We start from the raw sequence: 13,325 nt of genomic DNA on the forward strand, positions 1-13,325 counted from the left end.
AGCATACCTGCAAACATGAGGGCGTTCTGCAACCATAAACAGGCTGTATCACGCAGAAGCCCAGCAGAGCAAGTAATAAAACTTACATAATTTCTGCGTCTGCTTTTGCATAATTTTACGATGCTTTCAAATCACATTACTTTGACAGATCATCGGTTACTCTGTGGAAAAACATAATGTTCCACAAATATGACACACCTTTCAAATGTGCATGGTCGTGTATTAGAGTACCTGATAACGGAAGTAATAATTACAACTCATCCAGGGGTCAGCCTAACAGTTAGAGCTAACAATGCTCAACTTAGAGATGTCAGCAAGTTAACAAAATTAAAATCATTACTCCTAAATGAATTGAGACTAGCGGCTAATGCGCTGCTGCTACTGTGGTTGAATCCTCAATTTCAGTTGTCCGAGCAACCATCAATCATGATAGATCGATTACCAGATCAGAATAATAAAAATGTTACTGACATTTGTTTAATTTTACCTGCACAGTCAGTTAATCTGTCACTCAAACATAACCATGCCGCACTCAGATCTCAACGTCCTGGGACAACTCCAGTTCACTGCGGTTACTCTAAAAATAGCGCACAGATACAGCAGTTTAAACAAGAATACCTAGCAATTACACAGCAGTTCAGGCAACATGTTGGGCAGGCGACGCTCTTTAGACAACTACCGCCTGGTTTGAAGGAACAGCATTTATATACTCCAGTCTGTAATTTGGTTAGCCAATTTATCAATAATCATGCTGACGCTTGTAGCACCAACTTATTTGAATACCTTGTTGGTGATGTAAATTACTACAAAATTATTGTTAATACTCACACGCAAACCCTGAGTATTCAACATTTTGCTGCAATCCAGATGCCTACTAACGTTATCGCAACGGTCAGCAAACAGTATGTTTTTTTGAGTTTTGACAACGGATGGGAAATTTCTATGCGCTTACATAACGCATCAGGGCAACTGAAAAAATCTCCTGGTTTAAAATTTGATACTACAGCACTAAAAAATCCGCTTACTGCTACGATAATTCCTTATGTTTAAAAGTCCATTACGCTATCCTGGCGGTAAGCAAAAGGCAATTCCTCAGATTGCACGCTATCTACCTCCTACATTTAAGGAATTCCGTGAACCTTTCGTTGGTGGAGGTTCTGTATTTTTTCATGTTTTACAGAAGTACCCCAGTATGCCTTGCTGGGTCAATGATTTCAACCAAGAACTCTACTACTTCTGGCATCAAGTCAAAACCAATCAAAGAGAGCTAGTTGAGGAGGTCTGGAAAGTAAAACGCTCTTACACAGATGGACGCGCCTTGTTTAAATCTCTCGCCGTCGCAGATACGAGTACCATGAGTCCACTAGAGCGGGGTGTGCGGTTCTTTGTTCTTAACCGGATCAGCTTTTCAGGAACTATTGAGAGTGGCGGTTATAGTAGTGCTTCCTTCAAAGGTCGGTTTACAGACTCTTCGATTGAGCGACTAGCGGCTTTGAATGGTTGCTTTGTTAATACCCGTGTGAGTAACTTCGACTACAGCACCCTACTTACCGAACCGGGAGAAGATGTATTTATCTTTCTAGATCCACCTTATCTCAGCAAGACTAAATCTAAGCTTTATGGTAAGAAAGGTGATTTGCATACCTGTTTTGACCATTCTCGCTTTGCCAAACTGATGTCGGAGTGTTCACACAAATGGTTGATCACTTACGATAACTGTGAACAAGTGCGGCGTAACTTTGCCTTTGCCTACATTTATGAATGGGAGTTGCAATACGGGATGAACAACTACAAACAGCAGAAGGCAGACAAAGGCAAGGAACTGTTCATCACCAACTATCCTGTTGAATCATACATTTTGCCTACAATTATGGAAGTTGTATGAGGATAAGGTTAGAACTAGCGGATTCACAGAAATGACGATACATTAGTTTGCTAAAAAGATTAGTAATAATATGGAAAGACAGGAAATTATTCTTGGTGAATCCGAAAATAAATTATAACCAGATACTCAGCATCTCAAAAACATGGCACTCAAAAAAGTTAGTCATTCTCACATTTCTGCTGAAACCCCTGAAGCACTTTTTCGAGATATTAAAAATAAACAATCAAAAGGGTTGCTTTCTCACCAAGCTGACATACTTAGAAAATACTGCCAGCCAGAAAATCTCAATTTACCAGATGTAGCCTTACAACTTCCAACAGGTAGCGGTAAGACAGTCGTGGGGCTTTTGATTGGAGAATGGCGGCGTTCCCGTTTTAATGAAAAAGTAGTGTATCTTTGTCCGACTGTTCAGCTTGTGAATCAGGTAGTAGGGCAGTCATTAACTATTTTTGGGATAAAAGCAAATGCTTTTACAGGTAAACGGGCTGAATATTCACCTACTATCAAGGCTGAGTATACAAATGCTGAAACTATTGCTATCACTACTTATAGTGGCTTATTTAACACAAATCCTTTCTTCAATAACGCCGATATAATAATTCTTGATGATGCCCATGCTGCTGAAAATTACATAGCAAAATATTGGTCTCTTTCAATTGAGCGACACAAACATAGCACTCTTTTTAAAGCTTTAGTTTCGGCTATGCGTGGTATTGTGCTAGATGCACACTACTCCAGGTTGATGTCTACCTCTCCTGATTTGGGAGATATTCAATGGGTCGAAAAAATACCTACTCCATTCCTGTATGAAAGACTTGAAGAAATAACTACAATAATTGATACACATATCAAGGATATAACGGAGTTACAGTATTCTTGGTCTGTTCTCAGGGATCACTTATTTTCGTGCCATATATATAGCAGCTATAACTCTATATTAATTCGTCCTGTCTTACCTCCTACTCGTACTCATCAACCATTTTCTAATCCTAAACAACGCATATATATGTCTGCTACATTAGGAGAAGGAGGAGAACTAGAAAGGCTCGCAGGTACAGAAAAAATAACTCGTTTACCAGTTCCAGATGGATGGGATCAACAGGGCATTGGTCGTCGCTTTTTCTTTTTTCCAGAAAGGTCTCTTAATGAAGAAGCTGCTCTCAATCTTGCTATAGATATGATCAAAGAAACACCAAAAACTCTCATACTTCTCCCAAATAATTCTACTGAAATTGAACTTGCACAACAGATATCTACAGCAACTAATTATAAAATATTTAATGCTAGTGAAATTGAGAAATCAAAGCAGCCTTTTATATCTGAAGAAAAAGCAGTAGCTATAGTTGCAAATCGGTATGATGGCATTGATTTAGGAGGTGATGAATGTCGTCTCTTAATAGTAAAAGGACTGCAAAAAGCAGTAAATCTTCAAGAAAAGTTCTTGGTGACACGAATGCCAGCAAGTATTCTATTTAATGACCGTGTGTTAACTAGAATTGTTCAGGCAGTAGGTCGTTGTACAAGATCAGATAACGACTATGCCGCAGTAGTAGCTCTAGGATCGGAATTGAATGATTTTTTACTAGATAAGAATAAAAGAAAATTTTTACATCCAGAAATTCAAGCTGAGATAGAGTATGGAATTGAGCAATCTAAAAATGTTCAACCATCAGATTTTATCGAGAATTTGCAAATTTTTCTCAAACATAAAGAAGAATGGAATGAAGCAGAGAAAGATATTATAGATTTGAGAGATGGCTTAAAACAATCTCAACTGCCAGGTATCGAAAAATTACAGGTATCTGTTGCTCATGAAGTTAAATATCAAAATGCACTTTGGAGCGGTAATTTTGAAAAGGCAGTTGAAGAATGTCGTTCTGTATTAAGTTCGCTTAGTGGAGATGATGTTAAAGGATATAGAGCTTTTTGGTGCTACCTTGCTGGAAGTGCAGCCTGGATAGCGGCGCAACGTGGTATAGCTTCTATGGAAAGAGTAGCCCGTGATTTCTTTAAGCGTGCTGCTTCTACTACTGAAGGAGTTAGTTGGCTCTATCAACTCTCTAGGTTAAATTTAGAAGAAAATAACGAAAATCAAGTTGATAAATTGAGGTTGACTTTTGTTATTGAAGGACTAGAATCGCAATTGTCACTATATGGCAATTTCAATGATAAAAAGTTTGAAGCAGAGGTAAAATTAATTCTTGAGAATCTCTGGAGAGTGAAGGACACGCAAGAAGACTCCAAAGCATTTGAAAATGGGCATGAAAGATTAGGGCGTTTATTGGGTTATCAAGCTGGAAATTCAAACGGAGATGCTGATCCAGATCCCTGGTGGATTGCTGATGATGACTTTTGTATTGTATTTGAAGATCATTCAACTAATAATCATGGAAATTCACTAGGGGCAACTAAAGTTAGACAAGCAGCTTCGCATCCTAACTGGATTAAACAAAATATTTCGTCGCTTCGCAAAGAATCAGAAATCTTACCTGTTGTGGTTACACCTTGTAAAAATATTACTAGTGGTGCAGCACCTCATACACAAGATGTGTGTTATTGGAATCAGCAGGAATTTCAAGATTGGGCAGAAAAGGCAATCACAGTAGTACGTGATCTAAAACGTACTTTTCCTGGTGAGGCTAACTTGGAATGGAGAGAAACTGCTATGAAAGCTTATCAAGATTATGGTCTTGACCCAGCATCCTTAGCAAAAAACTTACGTGCTAATAAATTAACTAATCTCCCAATTAGTGGATAGTTAACTGTAGCGAAGATACCGTAGTCAAAAGTCAAACGGTTTGCCGTTTCAGTGTGTAGTTGGGGTCAAACTGCTGTCCTTTGCCCGATATGAGTGATTGAGAACTTACTCATTCAATTAAAAGGAAGACTAATAGTGAATTTGTATTAATACTTATTTGTTTAAGTAGTAGTAATACGTATTATCATATTCGCGTCTTCGCCTAGCAATTACCCCTTGTTTCATAAGTTCGTATAAGCATTTTTGAATAGTTGACTTTGATATTAATAATGTGTCAGATATTTGTTCCACTGTGAGTTCTTTACAGTGCCGCGTTAATTCTAAAATTGTGGATTGCGTTTGCAAACTGGTAGTTGAATTAGAGGTTTTTTGAGCATGAGGGGGAAGTTTTTTTGCTTTTTCTGCGAGTTGTTCTTGACGCTTTTTCTCCTCAGTCCACTTCTGATATTCTGTTACAATGCCAACTACTGCACCTACTACAGCAAATGCTCCACTTATAATTTGCCACATATCTATACACTAAGTAATTGTAAAATAACTCATTATCCCCAATAGAATTTATTAAAAAATAAATTTTATTGGGGATAAATATGTAAATAAGTATTATTTCATAATAAACTTCTATATTCTGATAGCAAATAGTGCATATACGTAAAGAATTTAACTTACGATAAAAATTAACGATAGAATTAATAGTGAATAAGCAGCAAAATTACCGTTGTTTTAGTGAAACGCGACTCTATTTATTACCAAATATTTAAGCGATTTCCTGCGTTAATTTTTGAACTTGTTGATGACCGTCCCCAGCAAGCGCAGAATTATCGATTTGAATCAGTTGAGGTGAAAGAAACCTCCTTTCGCATTGATGGGGTCTTTTTACCTCCAGAGGGTGCAACACCCAGAGTTATCTTTTTTGCAGAAGTTCAATTTCAGAAAGACGAAGCTCTTTATCATCGCTTCTTTACTGAGTCGATGATGTATTTGAACCGGAATCAGTCTCAATACGATGACTGGTATTGTGTGGTAATTTTCCCAAATCGCAGTTTGGAACCAAGTAATACAAGAATTCATCGAATGTTTTTAAACAGCGACCAAGTGCAGCGAATTTATCTGGATGAGTTAGGCACTCCTAATCAGCAGCCAATAGGCATCAATTTAATGCAGTTGACAATCGCCTCAGAGAAAGCGATGGCCGAGCAAGCTCGTCTATTAATTGAGCGGGTACAATTAGAAGAAACAGGAACACTGGCGAAAAACGAAATAATAGATATTATTACCACTATCGCCGTTTACAAGTTTTCGTAAGTTTTGCCGTGAAGAGGTGGAAGCCATGTTGGGACTGAACATTGAAGAAACACGAATCTACCAAGACTTGGAACGTCAAACCAAATTAAAAGCAGCAGCACGCCTTTTGAGCATGGGCTACAGCATCTCCGAAGTGGCAAAAGCAGTTGATTTATCGGTAGAGGAAGTCACAACAGAGGTAGTAAATTCTCAAACCCACACAGGACAAGATGATCGCACAGAGTAGGTATCTCGGCGGCCACCCAAATAGAGTTACCTGCAAGCTGCTTTCCATCCTGTCCTATAGCGATATCACAGTTTCAGTAGATTCGCCCTGCGCGTGACGAGGGCGAAGATGTAAGGTGATTTCTGTATCAAGTCGCTTGAGGAAAATGAGGAGTTTGCCCTCGCTGAACCGTTGAAACTCTCCTTTCATTAGATGAGATACTTCCGGCTGCGGAATGCCAAGAAGTTCGCTGATTTCACGCTGTTTCAGGTTGCGTTGTTTCAAAAGGCGGAGTACCTGAATCCCTATCTTGCCCCGTGTAAAAAGTTCATCCGCATCCGACAAACCGAGGTCAGCGAATACGTTACCACTGCTTTCTTCAAAAACTGGTTCTTGTGTCATTGTTGTTTCTCCCTTGCCACCGCGTCCTTTTTCTTGACTAAGACAATGCAAAAGAGTAGAAGGAAAAGAACTCTCAGCTCAAGCTATAGACTACCCGAATACCAAAGCTTTCTTTCTTTAGTATTAATGGGCTTTGGTTACGGAGACCACTACGGCAGTTTCCAGGAGCAATTTCCCAGAAGCCTCCACGTAATATTCGGCGTAAACTGTTTTCACCTGTTAACCAAGCACTTCCATTAGTCGGTGAACCTTGGTAATCGTAATGCAGGTAATCTTGGCACCACTCCCAAACATTGCCGTGCATATCATATAAACCAAAAGCGTTGGGTGGAAATCTGCCAACTGGGACTGTTTGAAATATTTCTCCGTAACAATTAGCTAAATCAGGAGTAACAGTTTCACCAAAATAGAAAGGTGTAGTAGTTTCTGCACGACAAGCATATTCCCATTCAGCTTCACTGGGTAAACGATAGTAGTTTTTACCTGTTTTCCGTGAAAGGCGCTTGCAAAACTCGACAGCATCATTCCAAGTAACATTTTCTACAGGTCGATTCTCACCTCTAAAAACAGAAGGATTGTTGCCCATTATTGCTTGATATTGTGACTGAGTTACTTCATATTTACTCATGAAAAACTCAGGAATTGTTACTTGATGTTGGGGTTCTTCCTTTACGTCATTGGGTTCATTCTGCACTATACTGCGAGGTGAACCCATAGTGAAAGTTCCAGCAGGTATCTGTACCATTTCTAAACTAACACCGTTTCCCATATCTTCTACGAAGTATTTTACTTGACGCTTTTGGCGATTAGTAATATTACCTTGTGTATCTACTTTCACTACTTCAAATTGAAACTTCTGTAAGTCCAATTTTGTTATCAGACGCCTATGTAAATTAATTAAATTAAGGAACTGCGTAAGACGATTTATTAAAATCACTAACCCAAAACCAACTCCTATAAATCCAACACTTTGAATCACTTTACGCCGACTCCAAGATGAAATTGGCGCTAGTTCTGGTAATGGATAGGGGTTAATTACTTTTTTTTTAGCGCTTTCTTAAAGAGTCCTCTTAGAGGCTGAAATGCCTGTCTTAATGCGTTTTCTGTATCTAGCTCCACCTCATAAGATAAAATTCCCGGTAAAAGAGGCAGAGCTAACTTTGCCTTAGCTGCCGCAGGTACCCCTGGTTCATTGAGTTTGTCTCGAATTTCTAGTAACAGTTGCATGAACTCATCAGGATAGCGGACACTGGGCTTGTTTTCAATCAGTTCCACCTCCTGTACAACTTGAACGATGGCATTACGCGCATCGACTTCTTCTACTGCACACGAAGGGGCAACTTGCGCCAGAAGCTGCCAATACTCGGCTTCATACTTACGAATCTGCGGAAGAATCTCATCTCGGATTTGCTGCTTGATAGCAATCTTTGCACGCGAGTCATAGGTTCTAGCAAGGTCTTGTTCCATACTTCCCAGATTTTCGTACCATAACTCTAGGTTTCTATCGACGTCTGCTAACCTTCCACTTCCGGGCATTCCAGCCTAACTCCTGTGAAATTAAATTACTAACTTGAAATAAAAATTACATTGATTACGGATGTTGACTACAAAAATGAAAATTATACTTAGTGAACTTTCTGGTAACTCTCCTTATTAGAAGCATTTTCTCCGTATTGCTTTTAATAATACGCTTTTTAGACTAGTTTTATGAGACGAAATTACTTCTGATAATAGGTAATCGCTTTGATAACTGCTTTAACTTAGTTGTTTGGGAAACCCAAACTGAGCAAGCGTTATAAGCTTATCGACGAAAATTGTTCCATTACTACAAAAACTCTCAATTGCAGCGCATAACCTACTGATGCACGCAACCTCTGAGGTAAGTTTAATGTCCAGTTTTCAGTCTAGACATAGTGTAGACGCTGGTGCAGACTGCCGTTGATGGTTGACCTGGGGTGAAAATCTGCTTGCGGGGCGGATCAAGATCCGCGTTGATATCATCATTGATATCAATTTCTCCTAAATCTGGTATTGCATCCAGCTTTCATGGTGCATTCCTCCACCTGATGAAGCGACTTAAGTAAAACTTATCAATCAACGAGAGAATCAGGATCGCAAGCGGAGCGATTGATAAGCTAGGGTAAAGTGTGTGAAGTCGTTCACGAAAGAATCAGCTTTTCTGGGAGAATGGAGTGTAATAGTAGGTTTCTACTCATAACATGCCTGTTGCTGAAATGAGAACGCTGACTGAGTTGGTGGAAGAATGGTTGGACGTACATCATGGTAAAACAAGGGCTTCGTATCACAATACCATTCGCAAGTTCTTAACTTTTACCTGTGTCGATGCGATCGCTGACATTCAGATCCGTCACGTCCGGGATTGGTTAGATTTCCTGCAAGAGGCAGACACGACCAAGGTTAAGCATCTCAACATTCTCAAGGCGTTTTTTTCCTATGTAACCAGTTTGGAGAAACCGCCGATTTCTCGCAGTCCGATCCCCAAGCAGTTCAAGTTGCCCAAGCCGAAAGATACCTTGGTGGAGCGTATTCTTACACCGTCGGATGTGGATGCGATGATTGCAGCGACAACTGACAAGCGCAATCGGTTAATTTTAAAAACTTTGTATTTAACTGGGATTCGGGTGTCTGAGTTGTGCGGTTTGCGGTGGAAGGATGCGATTGCTTCTCGCTCTGGCGGTGGGCAGATTAATGTTTACGGCAAGGGTGGGCGGACTCGCCGAGTCCATGTCCCCCAGTCGCTATGGGTGGAGTTAATGGCACTGCGCTCTGAAGCGTTGAAGGATGCGCCTGTGTTTGCCAGTGCTACGGGTAGACCTCTGGCCCCTTCTCATATTGACCGAGTGGTGAAAAGGGCGGCGGCAGCAGCAGAATTAGAGAATGCTATGAATGTTTCAGCGCACTGGTTTAGGCACAGTCATGCTACCCATGCATTAGATGAAGGTGTTCCGGTGCATTTGGTACAGGCGACTCTTGGGCATACAAGTTTGGATACCACGAGTAAATATCTGCACGTTAGCCCTGATAGGAGTTCTGGGGAGGTTTTAGTTAAGCGATGGTCTCAGCCATTTTAAATTTTGATTTTTCGGAACTTGGAATTATTAAGCTTATGACTTCTAAAGAGAATATCTTTTAGTAGGTTGAGCATTTTTCATCCGCAAACAGAATCAGGCGGAACTTAGCAGCAAGCTGGCTCAACGGGTAGGCAAGCGCAAGTCTTCATGACCCTGTATGACGGCACAGTTAGTATTTGTTGTCTCATTGCGAATCAGAATTGGTTTAGGCCATTTTAATTAGCGATTCCTTGCTGATAAGAAAGCAAGTTATAGACACTATCTATGGATTTGATGCAAAAAACCGTCTGGCTTTATATAGTCATTGGGGCAATTATAGGAAATATAGTCAATCCTTAATCCCACAACAGAAATATGGTTAAACTAATAGCCCTAGATCCAACGCAAGCAACTGGCAAAGTCAGGGAGTTGTTAGCTCAAGTCCAAGCACAATTGGGTATGGTACCGAACATGATGCGGACAATGGCAAACTCGCCCGCTATGCTGGAAGGTTATTTGAGCTTTAGCAACGCCTTGGCTGGAGGTGTTCTCAGTCCTCAGTTACGCGAGCAAATAGCCTTGGCAGTTGCCGAAATTAATAGCTGCGAATATTGTTTATCAGCACACACTACTATCGGGAAGATGGTAGGGTTGAGCGAGCAGGATCTGAACTCTGGTCGCCTGTCATTTTCCGACGATCCAAAGGTTGATGTGGCCTTGAAATTTGCCCGCGCAATTGTAGTTAACCAGGGTAAAGTAACTACAGACTATCTCAACCGTTTACACCAAGCGGGTTATGTCGATGCTGAAATTGTCGAGATTATTGCCAATGTCATCCTGAATATCTTCACCAACTACTTCAACCATATAGCCGAAACCGAAGTAGATTTCCCTAAGGTAGTACTCGGTGACGCGAAGGTAGCCTGAATTAACAGCTTGTACTCGCCACTACAGTCATAAGCATGAACGCCCCTACCCTGCTTTCTATTCAAGTCAGCTTACCAAAATATTTTGGCGTTGAAGGTGCATCCGACCCAAATAAGCGTCCTTGGTCAACAGGTATTTTCAAGGAACCAGTCCAAGGATCTATTCTAGAACGGCAAAACTAACTGGAGAGGTGAGACTAAAGGCTTAATTACGTATGCGTCTTAGAAAATATCAAATGAGTATACTATGCTTCCAACCTACCTCTAGCAAGTTTTACCGCTCTAGGATCTATTTGGTTAGGACGAACCAACCTGGTTGGTGATTGTTAGTAACAGTAATTCTAAACGTTGAGCGCTTTTCTCTGAATTATGCCCTTATTAGGGTCTTTCAGCAAATTCAACTTTATTAAGTTTTATTATGAAAATCGAAATAATGCATAAACTAAGTTTATTTGGCTGACCCTTATTAAGGGACTGAAGGTAACAATTAAACTTACTTCAAAATTGTCAATTTTTGAAGTAAGTTTAAAAAAAATGCATAAAAACTAAATTAGTGAGCGATAGATTAATAAGTGCCCGAAAGTGGCGAAAGTGCTGACAGAAGAAAGTTAAAAAATAACATTGTGAAATTTAAAACAATTGTTGTCATAAAAATAGGTCATATCATATCAAAAAGACCTATTTAATGAGAATACGCTAGTAATTTACTAAATACACCTCAAGCGTCAATTATCTTTAGACAATCAACAGAAATTAATCATGGTCACAATAGATGAACCATCTTTAGCTAATGTTCTCGGATTGATAGCATTAGTTAGCTATTCTATAACATTACTCCCCACAATTCTGAGAATTGTTTTTCCCCAAACCAAAGAGACTGGTATTCCTAAATTGCTGCTGAAACATCGCCGCAGTATCGGTATTATCTCTTTCTGTTTAGCTTTAGGTCACGGATTACTGATGATCCAGAAGAGAAACTTTGATTTTTTTGACCTAAAGACATTTGAGATTTATATCCAAGGAATAACCACTTTGATGATTTTTACACTTCTCGCTGTAACTTCTAACAATTGGAGTGTAAAAAAGCTGAAGAAGAACTGGAAACAATTACATAAGCTAACTTACTTAGCTATGTTTGTTTTGACTTGGCATATCTGGGACAAAATGTCTGGTCATTGGACGTATTTAACTCCTATTAGTATTGTAATTATCATGGGAATTATTGCTTTATTTGTGATCAGACTTAGGATTGAACACCAGGGTAAGCAACAAATATCTGAACCGAAGCTAACTCCAGCAAAGTTGCCAACTAAAATCACTAAATAATGTCACTATTTGTCAAATATATTGTGTAATTGGAAAGACTATTAATGCTGTCAGAACCAATTTATAGGAAACTTACAACAGCCTTGGTAATTAGTACTACAGCCGCTGTGGGGATCAGCTTGTCTAGATTACAGTCGCCATTCAAGATGTTTACACCTGCTGTTAAATCTTTATCTCTCCCAATTATTCAACCCGATCGCACTCTCAAAGACCATTCAGCCTGGATTTATGCGATCGCCATTAGTCCAGATGGCAAGACTCTAGTCAATGGCAGCTATGATGGGACGATTAAAATTTGGAATCTGCATACTGGCAAATTACTCCATACCCTCAAAGGTCATACTGATGCAGTGACATCCCTCGCCATCAGTATTGATGGCCGTATCCTTGCTAGTGGTAGTTGGGATAACCGGATTAAGCTGTGGAATCTGAAAACAAGTACTTTAATAAGTACTCTTGATGGACATAAGGACGATGTAGAGGCTGTTGCTATAAGTGCCAACGGCAAGTTCCTTGCCAGCGGCAGTGCCGACAAGACCATTAAGCTCTGGAATCTGGACACAGGCAAAGAACTCTTTACGCTCCAGGATGCAGACTGGGTGAGGTCTATTGCTTTTAGTCCCGATAATCAGACCTTAGCCAGTGGTAGTACAGATGGCTCCATAAGGATTTGGCAGTTAGATACTCGCAGTCCTACGCTCCTGCACACCATAATGGGGCATTCTCAAGCCGTGTGGTCTGTTGCTTTCAGTCCAGATGGACAGACCTTGGCTAGTGGTAGTGTCGATAAAACAATCAAACTGTGGCATCTGAGCGATCGCAAAGTGTTACAGACACTGGCGGGGCATTCTGGAGCCGTGTGGTCTGTTGCCTTCAGTCCGAACGGTCAAACTTTAGCCAGTGGTAGTAATGACAGAACAATCAAGCTGTGGCATTTAGCTACTGGTCAACTCATAGGTAACTTTGTGGGGCACACCAACCCTGTGTGGTCTGTTGCTTTCAGTCCAGATGGGCAGACTCTAGCTAGTGGTAGTGGTGATCAAACCATCAAACTATGGACTGTAAAGAGTGACACAACTTCTCAAACTCAAAAATTAAAGAATACGCTTTCAAAGACCGAATACAGATATCTGGAGAAAATACAATGATGAAATATAGCCAACAATATTTAACCTCAAATCTTACATCCAGTCTTGGCAAATGGACTTTGCAGTTAAACGGACGAAGCCCGCCACTGTAAATTAAAAAGGAAAATAATCGACTTTCTAACTTATTTATAGAGGCAGATTTAGTCGAGAGCATCTCAGCTTCGCAAAAATATTTGAGAAAGAATACGAAAAGCATCAATCTCAGTTTGTAGATCAGTATATATCCACAAAAGTGAGATACACCCGATTTAGCCGCGACTGTGATTCTAACCACCTAAGTAGATAAGGTTCAAACTTTC

At 40.1% G+C, this 13,325-nt stretch carries 12 protein-coding genes and 1 pseudogene; 9 read left to right on the plus strand and 4 right to left on the minus strand.

Going from position 1 to position 13,325, the window contains the following annotated elements:
- The first annotated feature begins 189 nt into the window (after nucleotides 1–189).
- The 3 genes from FD724_RS34255 to FD724_RS34265 all read left to right on the plus strand — a co-directional run bounded on the left by FD724_RS34255 (nucleotide 190) and on the right by FD724_RS34265 (nucleotide 4,643).
- Nucleotides 190–1,050 carry a HaeIII family restriction endonuclease gene (locus FD724_RS34255; RefSeq protein ID WP_069071951.1) on the plus strand — a complete coding sequence of 287 codons (861 nt, stop codon included), beginning with the start codon at nucleotides 190–192 and terminating at the stop codon, nucleotides 1,048–1,050.
- Nucleotides 1,043–1,885: a DNA adenine methylase gene (locus FD724_RS34260; RefSeq protein ID WP_179076149.1), complete on the plus strand. Its 843-nt coding sequence runs from the start codon at nucleotides 1,043–1,045 to the stop codon at nucleotides 1,883–1,885. Before FD724_RS34255 ends, FD724_RS34260 begins: the two co-directional genes overlap by 8 nt.
- A gap of 142 nt (nucleotides 1,886–2,027) precedes the next feature.
- Nucleotides 2,028–4,643: a DEAD/DEAH box helicase gene (locus FD724_RS34265; RefSeq protein ID WP_179076150.1), complete on the plus strand. Its 2,616-nt coding sequence runs from the start codon at nucleotides 2,028–2,030 to the stop codon at nucleotides 4,641–4,643.
- A 153-nt stretch (nucleotides 4,644–4,796) separates the two neighbouring features.
- On the opposite strand, the gene FD724_RS34270 is transcribed toward FD724_RS34265, so the two are convergent.
- Nucleotides 4,797–5,153, minus strand: a complete 357-nt coding sequence (locus tag FD724_RS34270) for a helix-turn-helix domain-containing protein (protein WP_179076151.1) — start codon at nucleotides 5,151–5,153, stop codon at nucleotides 4,797–4,799.
- Nucleotides 5,154–5,369: 216 nt separating this feature from the next.
- Between FD724_RS34270 and FD724_RS34275 the strand changes: the two are divergent.
- Nucleotides 5,370–6,174 (plus strand): annotated as a pseudogene (locus FD724_RS34275) (Rpn family recombination-promoting nuclease/putative transposase).
- Between the two features lie 54 nt (nucleotides 6,175–6,228).
- On the opposite strand, the gene FD724_RS34280 reads toward FD724_RS34275, so the two are convergent.
- The 3 genes from FD724_RS34280 to FD724_RS34290 all read right to left on the minus strand — a co-directional run bounded on the left by FD724_RS34280 (nucleotide 6,229) and on the right by FD724_RS34290 (nucleotide 8,022).
- Nucleotides 6,229–6,555: a helix-turn-helix domain-containing protein gene (locus FD724_RS34280; RefSeq protein ID WP_179076152.1), complete on the minus strand. Its 327-nt coding sequence runs from the start codon at nucleotides 6,553–6,555 to the stop codon at nucleotides 6,229–6,231.
- A gap of 73 nt (nucleotides 6,556–6,628) precedes the next feature.
- A complete protein-coding gene (locus FD724_RS34285) occupies nucleotides 6,629–7,393 on the minus strand; it encodes a formylglycine-generating enzyme family protein (RefSeq protein ID WP_306297115.1) in 765 nt (254 codons plus the stop codon).
- A 197-nt stretch (nucleotides 7,394–7,590) separates the two neighbouring features.
- Nucleotides 7,591–8,022, minus strand: a complete 432-nt coding sequence (locus tag FD724_RS34290; RefSeq protein ID WP_256874687.1) for a hypothetical protein — start codon at nucleotides 8,020–8,022, stop codon at nucleotides 7,591–7,593.
- A gap of 752 nt (nucleotides 8,023–8,774) precedes the next feature.
- Between FD724_RS34290 and FD724_RS34295 the strand changes: the two genes are divergently transcribed.
- From FD724_RS34295 to FD724_RS34315, 5 genes are all read left to right on the plus strand, one after another.
- Entirely contained in the window at nucleotides 8,775–9,647 is an 873-nt protein-coding gene (locus FD724_RS34295) for a tyrosine-type recombinase/integrase (protein WP_256874688.1), read from the plus strand.
- Nucleotides 9,648–10,001: 354 nt separating this feature from the next.
- Nucleotides 10,002–10,553 (plus strand): carboxymuconolactone decarboxylase family protein, encoded by a 552-nt coding sequence (locus FD724_RS34300; protein ID WP_179076154.1) that lies wholly within the window; start codon nucleotides 10,002–10,004, stop codon nucleotides 10,551–10,553.
- A gap of 35 nt (nucleotides 10,554–10,588) precedes the next feature.
- Nucleotides 10,589–10,735 (plus strand): hypothetical protein, encoded by a 147-nt coding sequence (locus FD724_RS34305; RefSeq protein WP_179076155.1) that lies wholly within the window; start codon nucleotides 10,589–10,591, stop codon nucleotides 10,733–10,735.
- 576 nt (nucleotides 10,736–11,311) lie between these two features.
- On the plus strand, nucleotides 11,312–11,878 hold the full coding sequence (locus FD724_RS34310; RefSeq protein ID WP_179076156.1) for a ferric reductase-like transmembrane domain-containing protein: 567 nt from the start codon (nucleotides 11,312–11,314) through the stop codon (nucleotides 11,876–11,878).
- A 44-nt stretch (nucleotides 11,879–11,922) separates the two neighbouring features.
- On the plus strand, nucleotides 11,923–13,026 hold the full coding sequence (locus FD724_RS34315) for a WD40 repeat domain-containing protein (protein ID WP_179076157.1): 1,104 nt from the start codon (nucleotides 11,923–11,925) through the stop codon (nucleotides 13,024–13,026).
- The last annotated feature ends 299 nt before the right edge of the window (nucleotides 13,027–13,325 follow it).

It is taken from the genome of Nostoc sp. C057, assembly GCF_013393925.1.
Classification (GTDB): domain Bacteria; phylum Cyanobacteriota; class Cyanobacteriia; order Cyanobacteriales; family Nostocaceae; genus Nostoc; species Nostoc muscorum_A.

What these genes read in the sequence shown, in the direction of transcription:
- FD724_RS34255 (WP_069071951.1), top strand. Translation starts at nt 190, where the DNA reads ATGACACACCTTTCAAATGTGCATGGTCGTGTATTAGAGTACCTGATA.
- FD724_RS34265 (WP_179076150.1), top strand. Translation starts at nt 2,028, where the DNA reads ATGGCACTCAAAAAAGTTAGTCATTCTCACATTTCTGCTGAAACCCCT.
- FD724_RS34290 (WP_256874687.1), bottom strand. Translation starts at nt 8,022, where the DNA reads ATGGAACAAGACCTTGCTAGAACCTATGACTCGCGTGCAAAGATTGCT.
- FD724_RS34295 (WP_256874688.1), top strand. Translation starts at nt 8,775, where the DNA reads ATGCCTGTTGCTGAAATGAGAACGCTGACTGAGTTGGTGGAAGAATGG.
- FD724_RS34305 (WP_179076155.1), top strand. Translation starts at nt 10,589, where the DNA reads ATGAACGCCCCTACCCTGCTTTCTATTCAAGTCAGCTTACCAAAATAT.
- FD724_RS34280 (WP_179076152.1), bottom strand. Translation starts at nt 6,555, where the DNA reads ATGACACAAGAACCAGTTTTTGAAGAAAGCAGTGGTAACGTATTCGCT.
- FD724_RS34260 (WP_179076149.1), top strand. Translation starts at nt 1,043, where the DNA reads ATGTTTAAAAGTCCATTACGCTATCCTGGCGGTAAGCAAAAGGCAATT.
- FD724_RS34300 (WP_179076154.1), top strand. Translation starts at nt 10,002, where the DNA reads ATGGTTAAACTAATAGCCCTAGATCCAACGCAAGCAACTGGCAAAGTC.
- FD724_RS34315 (WP_179076157.1), top strand. Translation starts at nt 11,923, where the DNA reads ATGCTGTCAGAACCAATTTATAGGAAACTTACAACAGCCTTGGTAATT.
- FD724_RS34310 (WP_179076156.1), top strand. Translation starts at nt 11,312, where the DNA reads ATGGTCACAATAGATGAACCATCTTTAGCTAATGTTCTCGGATTGATA.
- FD724_RS34270 (WP_179076151.1), bottom strand. Translation starts at nt 5,153, where the DNA reads ATGTGGCAAATTATAAGTGGAGCATTTGCTGTAGTAGGTGCAGTAGTT.